At 35.9% G+C, this 15,910-nt stretch carries 13 protein-coding genes and 1 riboswitch; of the genes, 2 read left to right on the top strand and 11 right to left on the bottom strand.

Annotated features, from left to right (window positions below; all coding sequences use genetic code 11):
• Positions 1-128 precede the first annotated feature (128 nt).
• The 10 genes from C1A40_RS09685 to C1A40_RS09640 all read right to left on the bottom strand — a co-directional run bounded on the left by C1A40_RS09685 (position 129) and on the right by C1A40_RS09640 (position 12,157).
• A complete protein-coding gene (locus C1A40_RS09685) occupies positions 129-1,376 on the bottom strand; it encodes a sulfate adenylyltransferase subunit 1 (RefSeq protein WP_102995727.1) in 1,248 nt (415 codons plus the stop codon).
• Between the two features lie 180 nt (positions 1,377-1,556).
• A complete protein-coding gene (gene cysD / locus C1A40_RS09680; protein WP_277871399.1) occupies positions 1,557-2,480 on the bottom strand; it encodes a sulfate adenylyltransferase subunit CysD in 924 nt (307 codons plus the stop codon).
• A 4-nt stretch (positions 2,481-2,484) separates the two neighbouring features.
• Positions 2,485-3,105 carry a phosphoadenosine phosphosulfate reductase domain-containing protein gene (locus C1A40_RS09675; RefSeq protein WP_102995725.1) on the bottom strand — a complete coding sequence of 207 codons (621 nt, stop codon included), beginning with the start codon at positions 3,103-3,105 and terminating at the stop codon, positions 2,485-2,487.
• Between the two features lie 10 nt (positions 3,106-3,115).
• Positions 3,116-3,373, bottom strand: coding sequence for a DUF2061 domain-containing protein (locus tag C1A40_RS09670; protein ID WP_102995724.1), 258 nt, complete (start codon positions 3,371-3,373; stop codon positions 3,116-3,118).
• A gap of 160 nt (positions 3,374-3,533) precedes the next feature.
• Positions 3,534-3,953, bottom strand: a complete 420-nt coding sequence (locus C1A40_RS09665) for an RrF2 family transcriptional regulator (RefSeq protein ID WP_102995723.1) — start codon at positions 3,951-3,953, stop codon at positions 3,534-3,536.
• Positions 3,954-4,072: 119 nt separating this feature from the next.
• A complete protein-coding gene (locus tag C1A40_RS09660; RefSeq protein WP_241910373.1) occupies positions 4,073-5,110 on the bottom strand; it encodes a polysaccharide lyase family 7 protein in 1,038 nt (345 codons plus the stop codon).
• A gap of 110 nt (positions 5,111-5,220) precedes the next feature.
• Entirely contained in the window at positions 5,221-6,015 is a 795-nt protein-coding gene (locus C1A40_RS09655) for a PhzF family phenazine biosynthesis protein (RefSeq protein ID WP_102995721.1), read from the bottom strand.
• A gap of 12 nt (positions 6,016-6,027) precedes the next feature.
• The gene (locus C1A40_RS09650) at positions 6,028-7,197 is read right to left on the bottom strand and encodes a trans-sulfuration enzyme family protein (protein ID WP_102995720.1); all 1,170 of its coding nucleotides are present in this window, start codon (positions 7,195-7,197) and stop codon (positions 6,028-6,030) included.
• Positions 7,198-7,426: 229 nt separating this feature from the next.
• The gene (gene thrA / locus C1A40_RS09645; RefSeq protein ID WP_102995719.1) at positions 7,427-10,825 is read right to left on the bottom strand and encodes a bifunctional aspartate kinase/homoserine dehydrogenase I; all 3,399 of its coding nucleotides are present in this window, start codon (positions 10,823-10,825) and stop codon (positions 7,427-7,429) included.
• Positions 10,826-10,882: 57 nt separating this feature from the next.
• Positions 10,883-12,157: an O-acetylhomoserine aminocarboxypropyltransferase/cysteine synthase family protein gene (locus tag C1A40_RS09640; RefSeq protein WP_102995718.1), complete on the bottom strand. Its 1,275-nt coding sequence runs from the start codon at positions 12,155-12,157 to the stop codon at positions 10,883-10,885.
• 188 nt (positions 12,158-12,345) lie between these two features.
• A riboswitch (SAM riboswitch) is annotated at positions 12,346-12,445 on the bottom strand.
• Positions 12,446-12,613: 168 nt separating this feature from the next.
• On the opposite strand from C1A40_RS09640, the gene C1A40_RS09635 reads away from it, so the two are divergent.
• Positions 12,614-13,015 carry a hypothetical protein gene (locus tag C1A40_RS09635; RefSeq protein WP_102995717.1) on the top strand — a complete coding sequence of 134 codons (402 nt, stop codon included), beginning with the start codon at positions 12,614-12,616 and terminating at the stop codon, positions 13,013-13,015.
• Between the two features lie 9 nt (positions 13,016-13,024).
• Here C1A40_RS09635 and C1A40_RS09630 read toward each other — a convergent pair whose 3' ends face one another.
• Complete coding sequence (locus C1A40_RS09630) at positions 13,025-14,581, bottom strand: hypothetical protein (RefSeq protein WP_102995716.1); 1,557 nt, start codon at positions 14,579-14,581, stop codon at positions 13,025-13,027.
• A 148-nt stretch (positions 14,582-14,729) separates the two neighbouring features.
• On the opposite strand from C1A40_RS09630, the gene C1A40_RS09625 reads away from it, so the two are divergent.
• Positions 14,730-15,905 carry a 2-isopropylmalate synthase gene (locus C1A40_RS09625; protein WP_084399362.1) on the top strand — a complete coding sequence of 392 codons (1,176 nt, stop codon included), beginning with the start codon at positions 14,730-14,732 and terminating at the stop codon, positions 15,903-15,905.
• Positions 15,906-15,910: the final 5 nt, after the last annotated feature.

Raw genomic sequence — 15,910 nt, 5'->3', positions numbered from 1 at the left:
GGAGTAAGAATATTGTTAATGGTTTTATTTTTCAAAACTTACAAAATATTTAAATTTTATAAGTCGTTTGGTCTGTTTGGTTTTAACTATCTAGCTAACCTCCCCTTTGGAAGCTAAGGGATTTTTATTTACTGAATAAACCCTGCTGCTACCGTATTGTTACTTTGTGGATCGATTAAAATAAAAGACCCATTTGTACGGTGGTTTTTAAATTGGTCGTAAAAAATTGGTTTATTTAACTTAAAAGTTACCGAAGCAATATCATTTACACCTAAAGAGGTAGCCCCTTCTTCAATCCCTGAATAATCTGGGTGAATTTTATGGTTAATCTTATCTACCTTAGCTAATACTTTATTAACACCGTGTTGTACAATGTACTTACCACCAGCTGTTAAATTCGTGGCATCCATCCAACAAACGTTTGCTGTAAATTGCTTTTCAATCGTTGGAAGATCGTCTGCTTTTACAATCATATCGCCACGGCTCACATTAATATCGTTCTCTAAAGTAATGGTTACCGAAGAACGTCTTGAAGCTGTTTCATACTTTTCGTCGTAGAAATAAATATCTTTAATCTTCGATTTCGTTTGTGATGGAAGCACCACAATATCATCTCCAACGCTTAAATTTCCACCATAAACTTTACCGGCATAGCCTCTAAAATCGTGAAATTCTTCAGTTTTAGGACGGATTACATACTGCACTGGGAAACGCGGTGTACCTACGTTAAAGATATCGGCTTTATCCAATTGCTCTAAATGCTCCAACAAAGCTTCACCTTTATACCAAGGCATTTTATCAGTTTTATTTACAACATTATCTCCTTTTAAAGCACTTACTGGAATGAACGTAATTTTTTGATCTTGATAATCACGTTTGCTCATTAATTCAGTGAAATCAGCTTTAATTTTATTATAAATTTCTTCAGAATAATCTACTAAATCCATCTTGTTTATCGCTACTACCACGTCTTTAATACGTAATAAGTTATTGATAAAAAAGTGACGGTTTGTTTGCTCGATCACCCCTTTTCTAGCATCAATTAAGATGATAGACGCTTGCGATGTTGAAGCACCAGTTACCATGTTACGCGTATATTCTACGTGACCCGGTGTATCGGCGATGATGTAACTTTTCTTTTTAGTTGAAAAATAGATATGTGCCACATCAATGGTAATACCTTGTTCTCTTTCTGCAACTAATCCATCGGTAGCTAAAGAAAAATCTAAGTAGTCGTATCCACGTTGCTTACTTGTTTTTTCGATAGCCTCTAATTTATCGGTAGTTAATGATTTTGTATCGTAAAGAATACGTCCGATTAACGTACTTTTCCCATCATCTACACTTCCTGCTGTTGCTATTTTTAATACTTCCATAAATGAAGCCCCTCCTAACCTCCCCTAGGGGAGGGATCCTTACTCGGGCGAAGTAAGAATATTGTTAATATTTTTCACTTAGTATCAATACTATAATATTGTATCTATATTAAGTTTTTAGTTTAGTCCTTTTTATCCGCAAACTTGCTAATCCCCCTTCGGGGGTTAGGGGGCTTTACTCTAGAAATACCCTTGTTGTTTACGTTTCTCCATAGCGGCTTCCGATCTTTTATCGTCGATACGAGCGCCACGTTCTGAAATTGAAGAATCTCTAATCTCCTCAACAACTTTGGTAATGGTAGACGCTTCCGATAAAACGGCTGCTGTACAACTCATATCACCTACGGTTCTAAAACGCACCATTTCTTCAATCACCTCTTCATGGTCATCTCTGTAAACTACTTCATCTTCAGCAGACCAAATCATACCGTCTCTTAAGAATACTTTACGTTTGTGAGCGAAATAGATTGAAGGAATTTCAATATTTTCCTTTTCGATATACGACCAAACATCTAGTTCTGTCCAATTTGAAATTGGGAATACACGAACATTTTGACCATGCTCGATATCACCATTTAACATATCGAATAACTCTGGACGTTGGTTTTTTTCGTCCCATTGTCCGAAATCATCACGAACAGAAAAAATACGTTCTTTAGCTCTTGCTTTTTCTTCATCACGACGTGCACCACCAATACAAGCATCAAACTTAAACTCTTCGATAGCATCTAATAAGGTTGTAGTTTGTAGTATGTTTCTACTTGCATATCTACCAGACTCTTCTTTTACTTTGCCTTCATCAATAGAATCTTGCACGTTTCTTACAATCAATTCTAAACCTAGCTCTTTACACAAACGGTCTCTAAATTCGATAGTTTCCGGGAAATTATGCCCTGTGTCGATATGCATTAAAGGAAATGGCACTTTTGCAGGATAAAAGGCTTTTACCGCCAATCTTACTAATGTAATAGAATCTTTTCCTCCTGAAAATAATAACACAGGCTTTTCAAACTGTGCTGCTACTTCTCTCATAATATATATCGCTTCGTTTTCTAGCGAGTTTATATTTGATGTGTCTTTTTTCATCGTATTCTGTTTATCAATTTTATTAAGCGTGTAAACCACACTCTCTATTTTCTAATGCTTTTGTGGGATCGAAATATTTAAACTCGTTTGGCAAGTTATTTTCTTTTAAATAAGCATCTAACTTTTCGTCAGACCAAAAGTAAAACGGACTCACTTTTAAAACGCCATCTTTACTCAGACTAAAAATACCAATACTATTTCTGAAGGCTGTTTGCCCTTGACGTAAATTAGTAAACCAAACTTTAGGCTTGTGTTCTGCCATCGCTCTTGCAAAAGGCTCTAACTTTACTTGCTCTGTAAATAAAGCGTGCTCTGGCTGGTCAACGGTTGGAATACCCATAACCACATCGCGGTGCGCCGATGTTTGTTTTGGCACATATAAAAACACATTTAAGTTTAAGTCTTTTATAACCTGCTCTGCATGCTTATAAGTTTGAGGTGTATTATAACCGGTATCACACCAAATTACTGGTACATCAGGTTTAACCTTACTCACGACATGTAAAATTGCAGCTTCGTATGGTCTAAAATTTGTTGTTACCACTGCCTCATTATTAAGCTCGTAAGCTTTAGCAATAATTTCAGCTGGTGTAGCATCTTTAAATGCGTGGTTTAATACCTCTATTTGCTCTTCTGTAAACATAATTCTTTTTTTATTTCCCCCATTTTATCGAGTTCCACACTCTTTCATGGAAAAAGTACAACACCATTTTTGTTACTAATTCGATAGACCCTATCGAAAACGCTAAAGTTAATTCACCGGTTACTATCCATGAAATTAAAATCGTATCTAAAGTACCGATAGTTCTCCAACTTAGTGATTTCACAACACTTCTTAGTGGTTTTTCACTTGCACTATCTTCTTTATACGTAGACTTTTCTTTATTTTTCAATAACATTTGCGCAATCATTTGTTGATGTATTACATTAACCCTATCGATTTACTAGGGATTACAAATGTACTATATTTTGTTACATAAAAAAATTTATTCCAATTTTTTAGCATATTGAAAAAAAATCCAACAATAGCCTAAAAATTAGTATGGAAAAGCAATAAATATTAGGAATATTTTAGTCTTTTGGGCGAGATAAATCTGCTAAAGTGGTATTTCTAAAAACATTAAGCGTGCTATCACGTACCTGAAGCATCAATTTATTTACGCTGCAGGTTTCTTCATCGACACAGTCGTCACACTTTTCGTAGTAGTTCAAGCTTACACAGGGCACCATAGCAATGGGTCCTTCAAGAACACGCATTACATCGGTCATTAAAACCTCTTCAGATGGCTGTCTTAAATAATAACCGCCATGCTTTCCTTTTTTAGAGCCTAAAATGCCCGATTTTCGGAGTGTTAATAGGATACTTTCTAAAAATTTCTGTGGAATATGCTCATTTTTAGCAATTTCGGCTACTTGCAATGGCACATCGCCTTCGCTTCGCGCTATAAAGGTAAGCGCTTTTAATCCGTATTTAGTTTTTTTAGATAGCATGATGCGAAGATAAAGATTTTAATAATCCTACAACTAAAAAAATGTAACACACAAAAAAACCGTTACATTTTGAGTTGGAACACAAAATATAACGGCTCTAATTTTATGACTATAGGATGTTATAACATGGTATGGGATTTTTCTAAAGCATAAAAAGTTGCTTGTACATAATCGTTATCTTCACCTGAATTATTCTGATTATAAACACCGGCTTTAAAATACATGTACTGTCCGCCCACATTAAATCCGCTATTTTTCATATCTACCGTTTTAGATACATCATCTTTACCTTCTCTAGAAATAGTTACTGTTAAAGCATCGCCTTCTACGTGAATTTTATAGCTAAATTTCTCATTTAAAGCAATACCATCAGAGGGGTTAGAAGCACTATTACTTCTAGATCCAATAAGTTCATGCCATTGTTCTGATCCATTTCCATCGGTAGGTTCGTGGGCAAAATATATAGAACCCAATTCGTTATTAGGTAATTTTCTATAATAAATACGAACAGGCTCATCGTCGTTAGCATGAATTTGACCAACAATTACGCGTCCAATATGGCTGTTTTTTCCTGTAGTGGTTACATGGTTTACTGCTAAAGTTGCGGTCATTTCTCCATCATAACCATAAGCCGCCTTAATATCTTCTTCAGGTGCTGTTCCAAAAACCCAGTTGTTTTTAGTAACTCCTTGTGTAGGAATTCCTGTGTTTGTACCTCGTAACATTTCACGAAGTTCTACACGGGTATACGACGTATTTGCAGACGTTTTAAAACCTTTATTCGGACATTTAAACACCATGCCGCCATCTTCGGCAGTGTAAAAGTACACACCATCTTTATAACCATTATTTAATGTTGCCACACTAATATTTAGTGCTGTACCATTTCCGTTATTTATTGGAACACTTAAATTCCAGGTCGATAAATCGAAATTTTCAGAAGGTGCAAGGTTCGGGTTTAGCTCGCCATTATCGTAATCCTCTTCTGGTTCCTTGTCTTCCTCTGGTTCTTTTTCATCCTCTGGGTCTGTATCCTCTTCTGGAGTTGTTGGCGTTTCTTCTTGTTCTACCTCATCTAAATCATCAGTATTACTACTACAATTAAAGGTTAAAAAAGAAACCAAAAGTAAGACAAAAAGGTAGGGTAATTTCTTCATAGCTAAGCGCATATATTATAAAATAAAACGGTGCAAAGATACAAATAACTGGTTGACCAATTTGTAAGACTTTTGTTAAAGTCTTTGTAAAGTTCTTATAAACGCACTATTTAAAATGACCAATCTATGAGCATTTCAGACATGATAACGCAGTCGCCTCGAAGCAATACCCTTTGATTATCAGTAATCTCATAATGAACCACTCCGCCTCGTTTCGAGGCTTGATAACCTACTAATGTAGATTTATTAAGTTTTCCAGCCCAAAAACTAGCCAAATAACAATGTGCTGAACCCGTTACAGGATCTTCATCTATACCTATCGCTGGCCCGAATACACGAGACACAAAATCGTGGTGTTCCTGTTTCGATTTTGCGGTTATCACAACTATTTTTTTATGATGCGAACGCAGCAAACTAAAATCTGGTTTGAAGTTTTTCACATGATCTTCATCGGCTAACTCTAAAACACACCAATCTTTATCAACGTTTATAGATAAGGGTTTTTCATTTAGAAATTTCTCAAGAATTACATCTGATTCCTGTAAAGGCTTCAACTGCCCTAACGGAAAATTCATTTGTAGCACAGTATCCTTCTTTTCAACCTTTAAAATCCCACTTTTAGTTTCAAACTCCAAAACTTTATTTGGCATCTGAAGTTTATCAAACAAGATTTTAGCCGTCGCCAATGTAGCATGACCGCATAAATCAACTTCATTTTTAGGTGTAAACCACCTTAATAAAAAAGTTTCCCCTTTAGGCACAACAAAAGCAGTTTCCGAAAGGTTCACTTCCTGAGCTATTTTGAGGTAATCCTTATTAGAAAGTGCCCGTTCCAATATACAAACCCCTGCAGGATTTCCGCAAAAAGGCGTATCAGTAAAAGCGTCAACTGTAAAAAGTCTCATGAATAATAAATCTTAGCCTAAAGCTTGTTTTAAATCGGCAATAATATCATCGACATGCTCTAATCCTGCCGAAATACGCACCGAACCATCGGTAATCCCAACAGCGGCTTTAACTTCTGGCTCTACTTTGGCATGTGTGGTACTTGCTGGATGTGTTACAATAGTTCTAGTATCCCCTAAATTAGCTGAAAGCGAACACATTTTTATATTATCGAAAAAGGCGCGGCCACCTGCTACCCCACCTTCTACTTCAAAGGCTACAATACTACCGCCTAAACGCATTTGTTTTTTAGCAATATCGTACTTAGGGTGTGATTTTAAAAACGGATATTTTACCCATTTCACTTTGGGGTGTGCTTCTAAAAACTCGGCAATTTTTAGTGCATTTTCACAATGCTTTTCGGTACGTACCGCTAAAGTCTCAAGAGATTTAGATAACACCCAAGCATTAAACGCACTCATCGCAGGCCCTGTAAGGCGTGAAAACAAGTAAATTTCTCTAATTAATTCCTTTGAACCCACCGTAATACCGCCGAGAACACGCCCTTGACCATCCATTAATTTAGTTGCCGAATGAATCACTAAATCGGCGCCATGTTTAATTGGATTTTGTAAATAAGGTGTAGCAAAACAGTTATCAATAACCAATAAAAGTCCGTGTTTTTTACAAATAGCACTAAGCAAATCTAAATCTAAAACATCCACTCCAGGGTTGGTTGGTGTTTCTGCATAGATAAATTTAGTATTCGGTTGAATCAAACTTTCAATGGTATCTACTTCATTAATATTAAAGTAGGAACATTCTATATTCCATTTTGGGAAATATTTGGTAAACAAACCGTGGGTAGCCCCAAAAACTGAGCTACAAGATACCACATGATCGCCAGCATCCAATAAGGTTGCAAACGTTGAAAATACCGCTGCCATACCACTAGCAAAGGCATAACCAGCCTCAGCCCCTTCCATTAAACAAACTTTTTCTACAAATTCGTTCACATTTGGGTTGCTATAACGGCTGTATAAATCACGTTGTTTCTCTTCAGCAAACGAAGCACGCATTTCTTCGGCATCATCAAACACAAAGCCTGAGGTTAAATACAAAGGCACTGAATGTTCAGAAAACTGTGTGGTTTCAGATTGGGTTCGTACTGCTAAAGTTTCAAATTTCTTGTTATTACTCATAGTTCGTTTTAATCATTTATTTTATGGCATTTCCCTATCGGGGCGGGCTATCCTCTAAATCTTTTTTCGTCTTTTTGGAGGCGAAAAAAGGCTCCCAAATGCGCTTATCTACAAAGTTAGTTTTTTATAACCCAGCTTACTGTTTATCTCGTAAACTCTTGATATTTTCTAAACCTTCTTTGGACCTATATTTTTTACACTTCTTGAGATTTCCGCCTTCGCGTGAATTTTAATTAATGTGTTTCGATAATCGTAAAATATCTCCAAACACGCCTCTTGCGGTTACTTCGGCTCCTGCTCCAGCACCTTGAATGACGATGGGTTGCTCGCCATAGGATTCTGTGAAAATTTCAAAAATCGCATCCGAGCCTTTTACGTGGCCCAAGGTACTGTCTTCTGGAATGGATACCAGTTTCACTTCCAGTTTCCCTTTGTCTTTGGATAAATCACCCGACAAATCACCCACATAACGCAGTACATAATCTGATTTCTGATTATCTTTTATTTCCTGATATTGGTCGTCTAAAACATCTAACTGCGTTAAAAACTCGGCAACAGAAATATTTTGATACGCCTCTGGAATAAGGTTTTGTACCGAAACATCTTCAAATTCATTTTGTAAATCTAACTCTCTGGCCAGGATAAGCAGTTTTCTAGCCACATCATTTCCAGAGAAATCTTCACGAGGATCAGGTTCTGTAAACCCTTTATCGATGGTTTCCTGAATAATCTCACTAAACGGCTTGTCTTCAACAGAAAAATTATTGAATAAATAACTCAATGTTCCAGAAAACACGCCACGAATTCTAGTGATATTTTCTCCCGATTCGTGTAATAATTTTATGGTATCGATAAGCGGAAGCCCTGCTCCTACAGTCGTTTCGTACAGATACTCCTTGTTATTTTCTTTCAACTGAACCCTTAAATCTTTGTAAAATTCATGAGATACCGTATTGGCCACTTTATTTGAAGACACCAAATCGAAACCAGCTTCAATAAGCGGTACGTAGTTTTGATAAAAGGTTGAACTTGCTGTATTATCAACAGCAATTAAGTTCTCTAAATGATGTTTTTTGGCAAAGGCAATGATATCGGCAATCGAGCTTTCGTTGGTCGTTGTTTTAATATCATCTTCCCAAGTTAGCCCAACACCATTTTTAGATAAAAGTTGTTTTTTAGAATTCGCAATGGCAAACATATTTAAATTGATGCCTTTGCGTTTTTCTATATCATCTTTAGATTTTAATATCTGATTAATTAGTGCACCACCAACACCGCCGTGGCCAAAAATAACAATGTTTATTTTTTTAGAAATGCCAAAAACTTCACCGTGAATCACATTAACGGCCTTATGCAGTTCATGCTTTTTAACCACCAAACTCACGTTTTTACCAGTTACCGTATTATTAAATAATAGCGGTGTAATTTGGTTTTTTATTAAGGCATTGAAAGGTTTATGAAATGAACTCAGCTCAATACCTACAATGGAAATCACCGAAACATCGTCCACCACATCAATTTTATTCACGTCTTGCGAATAGAAATCACCTTCAAACTCACGCTCTAACGCTATAACCGCCTGAGTGGCCTGATCGGAATTGATAATCAATCCGATACCGCGCTCCGAAGAGCCTTGAGACACAATACTTACACTAATACCGTAATTACTTAAGGCCTTAAAAATTCGCGCATCAACACCAATTTTACCAAGTAAACCACGGCCTTCAAAATTTAAAAGCGCTACATTATCTAAAACCGATAACGAAGTCACTTCTTTTGTGCTAGGTCTTGCGGTAATAAGCGTCCCTTCATCATCAGGATTGAATGTATTTAAAATACGAAGACTGATATTTTTTTCAACTAATGGAATAATGGTTTTAGCGTGTAACACCGATGTTCCGAAGTTAGCCAACTCATTAGCTTCACTAAAAGACAACTCTCTAATTTGTTGCGCATCGGCTACCATACTAGGGTCTGCGGTATAAATACCGTTAACGTGGGTATAATTTTGAAGCTCTTCGGCATCTAAATAATTGGCGATTAAGGCCGCTGTATAATTACTCCCATTTCGACCTAAAGTTGTGGTTTCATTCTTTAAGTTAGATGCGATAAATCCTGTAATAATATTCACGGCATCTTTATGCTTTTTAAAATAAGCCTGAGTGTTTTCTTTAGATAACTTTGCCAAAGGCTGGGCGTTTCCAAAAATGGCATCGGTTTTAATCAAATCACGAGAATCGGTAGCATTCGCTTTAATACCGCGCTCATTTAAAATGCTTGTTATAAGTTTTACCGACAGCAATTCACCTTGGGCTAGAATATTATCTTTGGTTTTACTACTGTAATCTCCTAATAAACTCACCCCTTCAAAAAGCTTGTCTAATACTGCAAATTCCTCAGAGAAATCTACGGTTTTAGCAGGCTCGGTTTGATAAGCTTTAAAAGCCTCTAAAGCGTCCTTATAAATTTCACCTTTTGCGGCTTTATTTAAAATCGCTTCCAAATCGTCGGTAGCCGAACCTCTTGCCGAAACCACCACACTAATACGATCACCGGCAGCTACTTTATTTTCTATAATGGAAAGCACGGTATTTAAACCTGTGCCGTTTGCTAAAGATTTGCCTCCAAATTTTAATACTTTCATTCTTTTTCTTTTAGAATTTGGCACAAAAATGCCTTCTATTATTTTTTCAAGTTGGTCGTACTCCATTAAAAACGCATCATGACCATGAACCGAATTAATTTCGTTATAGGTTACATTAGGATGCGTTAAAGCCAACTGTTTTTGAGTTTCTCTATTTTCTTCTGCGGTAAAAAACAAATCGGAATCCACACCTATAATATGGATATTCGCCTCAATATTTTCTAACACATTAAAATTTTCAGTTCTCCCTTTGGTAACATCAATGGTTTTAAGGAGCTGATTCATTAATTTATAAGCTGAAAGCTGAAAACGTTCTTGCAGCTTATCGCCATGATGCAACAGCCAACTTTCCACATTAAAAATCTCTAAATCATCATTTTTAGACCGCTGAAAACGCTCTTTAAACGATTCTGGCGTGCGGTAACATAACATGGCATGCATGCGCGCATCGTGAACAGGGTGCTTCGAATTTAACAAGAACTGCTCCTGAATCTGACAATTTGCGATAAGCCAATCTGTAGATTTCCAATCGGTTGCCACTACGACCAAATGCTCGGTTAAATCGGGTTTTAAAACAGCCATTTCCCAAGAAATTCCTCCACCTAACGACCCACCAACTACGGCAAATAGTTTTCCTGTTTTTAGTTTATCTAACCCAATAAGAAAGATGTTGGCAATATCTCTAGCCACAAAATCTTTGTAGTTATCAATAACAAAACCATCAAATCCGTTTCCAGGGATATTAAATGCCAAAACCGTATAAAGTTTGGTGTCTATCACTTTATCATCGCCTATTAAATCACTCCACCAGCCACCTTCACCGGCCACATGGCTATTCCCCGTAAGGGCATGATTAACCAAAATTATAGGCGCATCACCAATAGGTTTACCAAAAACTTGATAACTTAATTTGATTTCGGGATTAACAACCTGACTTTCGGTTACGAAATCCTTAATTACGATATGTTGCAAGGTCTGCTCCAATGGGTTTTGTTTTATTAAGTTTAATTTTCTCGCTTTCGCGGAATTACTTATTACTTTTTAGATGGTTTTAAAAGCCTCGGTTAAATCTGCTTTTAAATCTTCAATATCCTCAATACCAACCGATAATCTAATTAAATCTGCACCAACGCCTGCCGAAGCTTGTTCCTCCTCATTCAATTGCTGATGCGTTGTACTAGCTGGATGAATGATTAAAGATTTTGTGTCGCCAATATTAGCCAATAACGAGAACAATTTCGTATTATCTGCTATTTTTTTTGCAGCTTCAAATCCGCCTGTATGACCAAAAGTAACGATACCACTCTGGCCCTTAGGCAAATATTTATCTGCTAATTTTTTATACTTACTACTTTCTAATCCTGGGTAGTTCACCCATGCTACCTCATCCTGAGCTTCGAGCCATTTTGCTAAGGCTAAGGCATTTTCACTATGCTGTTTGATACGCACAGGCAGGGTTTCCAAACCTTGTATAATTTGAAAGGCGTTAAACGGACTTAAAGCACCGCCAAAATCTCTTAAACCTTCCAAAATTAATTTGAAGGTATAAGCCGCAGCTCCTAAGGTCTCATGATACTTTAAGCCGTGATATCCTGCTGAAGGCTCTGTAAACTCAGGGAATTTCCCATTAGCCCAGTCAAAAGTACCGGCATCTATTATCGCACCACCTAACGACGTCCCTTGTCCGCCAATATATTTAGTAAGCGAATGAATTACAATATTCGCGCCGTGCTTAATAGGATTTAGCAATGCTGGTGTGGCCACGGTATTGTCTACAATAAATGGCACGCCTGCCGCTTTAGAATGGGCTGCTATAGCTTCAAGATCTAAAACGTCTAATTTCGGATTCCCTAAAGATTCTACAAAAAAGGCACGGGTATTATCTTTTACAGCATCTTTAAAATTATCTGGTATTGAAGCATCTACAAAGGTCGTTGTAATACCTAATCTTGGCAAAGTTACGCTTAGTAAATTATAGGTTCCACCATATAAACTGCTAGAAGCTACAATATGATCGCCGGCTTTTAATAAGGTTAACAAACCTGTTGAAATAGCCGATGTTCCCGAAGCAAAAACCACAGCCCCAATACCACCTTCTACAGCCGCTAAACGGTCTTGCAAAATTTGATTGGTAGGGTTGTTTAATCGGGTGTAAATAAAACCTAATTCTTTTAATGAAAAAAGATTCGCCGCATGATCGGAATCTTTAAAAACATACGATGACGACTGGTAAATTGGAACTGCTCGTGTTCCGCCATTGGCTGCAAAATCATGCCCTGCATGTAAGGCGTCTGTTGCTAATTTTTGTGTACTCATTTTTCTAATATTTTTTAGTTAATAATAATCCCCAAAATGGCGAGGATGAAAATTTCAAAGGATTCAGAAAAGATAAGCATTCCTGAAAGTCTTTGAGAAACAAAAAAGCCAAAATGCACGTTTTTAAGCGTGCACCTAATAGAAAAATGTTATAAAGAATTTAGAAATTACAGGAAAGCAATTTCGTTTAGTTATCTATCCGTTAGGGTAGAATTTAGCACCTTCTTTACAGATAAAGGGTTGCTAAGGCTTCATTGGGTCTAATCCCTCTGCCTTTCTTGATAACATTTCAGTAAGTTTTTTTTGAACTTTGTGAATGCAAATATTCGTTCAGAAAAATTTAATATCCAAATTTTTCGGATGTTATTTTAGATTTTAAGAATTCATTATTAAAAAACATAGGCTTAAACGCAACCCTTTAGTAAAAAGCGCATCTTCTATAAAAATCCCAGGTCTATGAAACCCATTTTAAACATCACGATGTTATTATTTTTATTTATTACTATCTTAAGCTGTGATAAAAATGACGATTTCGACATCGCTTTTGAAAAAGAAACTCCTGCCCGTTGGGAGCTCATTGCGACCTATATAGAAGGTCAAGATACACAATACATGATCGAAACCGAGTATGGTATACACTACAACTTTTCAAACGATGGCACTTTTGCATCCAATCATAGCGAAGGCGGCAAATTTGGACACTTCTATATGGAAGCTAATCATTTAATTTTAAGCTACACTAACACCTGTAATTTAGAATACAGAAACAGTGAAACAAAACCATTAACATTAGCTAAAAACACGGTTATTTCAGTGGAAGGACAGCGTTATATCCATAAAAAAGCACAATCCTTTTAGCGCCCGGCGCTATAGGTTCGCATTTTGCTCCTTTAAATAAAACTTGTTTCGGATAATCTCTCCAATAGGTTTGTTTTCAATTTTAGATTCCAACCAAGAAATAATATCTAAATATAAAAAAGCACGACTTTGATAGGGGTCATTCTCAAACTCCTTTAGCTTTTTATGCAACTTAACAAACTCATTTTTAACTTCATGCGGATAAATATCGCCAAGACCACGTAAAAACTTAATAAACTCCTTTTGCACTTCATATAAATCTTCCATTTTAATCAAAAATTTATAGGTGCTTTTTATTAAAACATCAAGGTTATAATCCAAACCTGCCTCATAATGTGCTACTAAATTGAGTATTCGAGAAAAACATAGTAAATCTTCTCGCATTTGAAGTGATTTATTACTTATAATCTTATCTAAAAAGTAAATACATTTTCTGTTATCGCCTGCACCAAAATACATACTTGCCATTTTATAATAAAATACCATAATATGGTGCTCATCAATACGGTCATTAAACTTTTTTAAGCGCTCTAAAACCTCATCAATTAAAGGCAAGCCCTCATTAAAACTCCCTTCTAAAAAATGTAAATTGAACTTATTATTATACAAGAATAAAAATCCTAGGCCTTCCAAGTTATCATCAACAGGAAACCATTTTTCTTGAATGACATGTTCAAACCGAGCTAAGGACTCCTTAAACTTTTTATATTGCCTTAGGTAATAAAGTGATTCTAACAAATAGTTATTGCCTCTTAAGAAAAATACAGGATTCAAAAGAATCATATCTTTATTTTCATAAAATAATTCTACCCACTTTTTAGAATATTTATAACACGCTAAAAAATCATGAATTAAAAAACTATACCATAACCGCGCCTTGTAAAGCCATAACTTTTCTCTAAAACCTAATTCATTAATATCGAATTTTGGCAATCTGGCTTTAAAGTATTCGGTGATACGTGTGGTTTCACCTTTATTCTTAACATACCCTGTTTTTAAAAACTGACCATATAATTGAAGGGATAAATTAGATAGTTTACTCGCTAAAACATTTTGTCGGTTTAGTTCTTTAGCTTCAATAGACAATTGGTCGGCTCTGTTGTTAAGACTTCGGGTAATGTACTGCGATTCTATAATTTTTTCAAGATCTACAATTTCATAGGCCGCATTTTTTTCTTCATTAACCATAGCCAGATTTTTAGCCTTATCCAAAATCTTTAAACTTTGTTTATAAAGTCCTTTATGATAAAGAATTGTAGCAAAATCGAGTTGTTCACGAATTTGTATACGGATATCTTGATGTGACGGGTTTAATCGTAAACTAATTAAAATCTGCTTATATAAATGCGCTTTTAAATTAGAGAGTTGTTGTTTTTTTACGATGCCTTTTTTTAATATCGCCGCTTCATCATATACCGATAGCTTATCTAAAATATTAAATAACATTAAAAATTTAGAATCTTCATTTACCCCCAATCGACCAACATAAAGTTTAAACTGGCGTTTTTCGGATTTAGAAAGTGACTTAATTAAAACAAATAAATTATCTTTTTGATCTCTTGTCATAGTTATAAAAACAGATATAAAACCCTGTTTTACAGCATGTTAAATATTATATCAATGTGTTTAACATCGTAAAAAACAAATGTAGTATTCAATTTTTACAAAACCAAAATATACATTCGTAGAACAATACGAAAATATATTTTAATAAATGTCTGATAATAAAGTCCAAATTTTTGATACAACCCTTAGAGACGGTGAGCAGGTCCCAGGATGTAAACTTAACACTGAACAAAAATTAATTATAGCCGAGCAGCTTGATTATTTAGGCGTTGATATTATTGAAGCTGGTTTTCCTGTATCGAGTCCGGGTGATTTTAAATCGGTTGTAGAAATTTCTAAGATTGTAAAAAATGCTACAGTTTGCGGCTTAACACGCTCTGTAGAAAACGATATAAAAGTAGCTGGTGAAGCTTTAAAACTCGCTAAGAAAGGGCGTATCCATACAGGAATTGGAACTTCCGAATCACATATAAAATTTAAGTTTAACTCAACACAAGACGCGATTATAGAACGCGCTGTAAAAGCGGTTGCTTACGCTAAAACTTTTGTAGAAGATGTTGAGTTTTATGCCGAAGATGCTGGGAGAACCGATAACGCCTATTTAGCACGTATCTGCGAAGAAGTAATCAAAGCAGGTGCTACGGTTTTAAACATTCCCGATACAACAGGATACTGTTTACCAAGTGAGTACGGTGCTAAAATTAAATACCTTAAAGAAAATGTAAAAGGTATCGATAAAGCTATTTTATCATGCCACTGCCATAACGATTTAGGATTGGCTACAGCAAATTCTATTGAAGGCGTTATTAATGGTGCACGACAAATTGAATGTACTATTAATGGTATTGGCGAGCGTGCAGGAAACACGGCTTTAGAAGAAGTGGTGATGATCCTGAAACAACACCCTTACTTAAATCTTGATACGAACATAAAAACCGAAATGCTTTACGGTTTAAGTCAGTTAGTTTCAGATAGCATGGGTATTTATACGCAACCAAATAAAGCGATTGTAGGAGCAAACGCTTTTGCTCATAGTTCTGGAATACATCAAGATGGCGTGATTAAAAATCGTGAAACTTACGAGATTATCGATCCTAAAGATGTTGGTGTAACCGAATCGGCTATTGTTTTAACGGCACGTTCTGGAAGAGCAGCCTTGGCATACCGAGCAAAAAACATTGGATACGAATTAACCAAACTTCAGTTGGATGAAATCTATACGAGCTTTTTAGATTTCGCCGACAAGAAAAAAGAGGTTGATGATAATGACATCCACAAAATCATAGAAAGCAGTAGAATTTATAAAGAAATTATTTCTGCTTAACATGA

The sequence above is a fragment of the Tamlana carrageenivorans genome (assembly GCF_002893765.1).
In the GTDB taxonomy this organism is placed as follows: domain Bacteria; phylum Bacteroidota; class Bacteroidia; order Flavobacteriales; family Flavobacteriaceae; genus Pseudotamlana; species Pseudotamlana carrageenivorans.
This window is presented reverse-complemented; position numbering and strand designations above follow the sequence as displayed.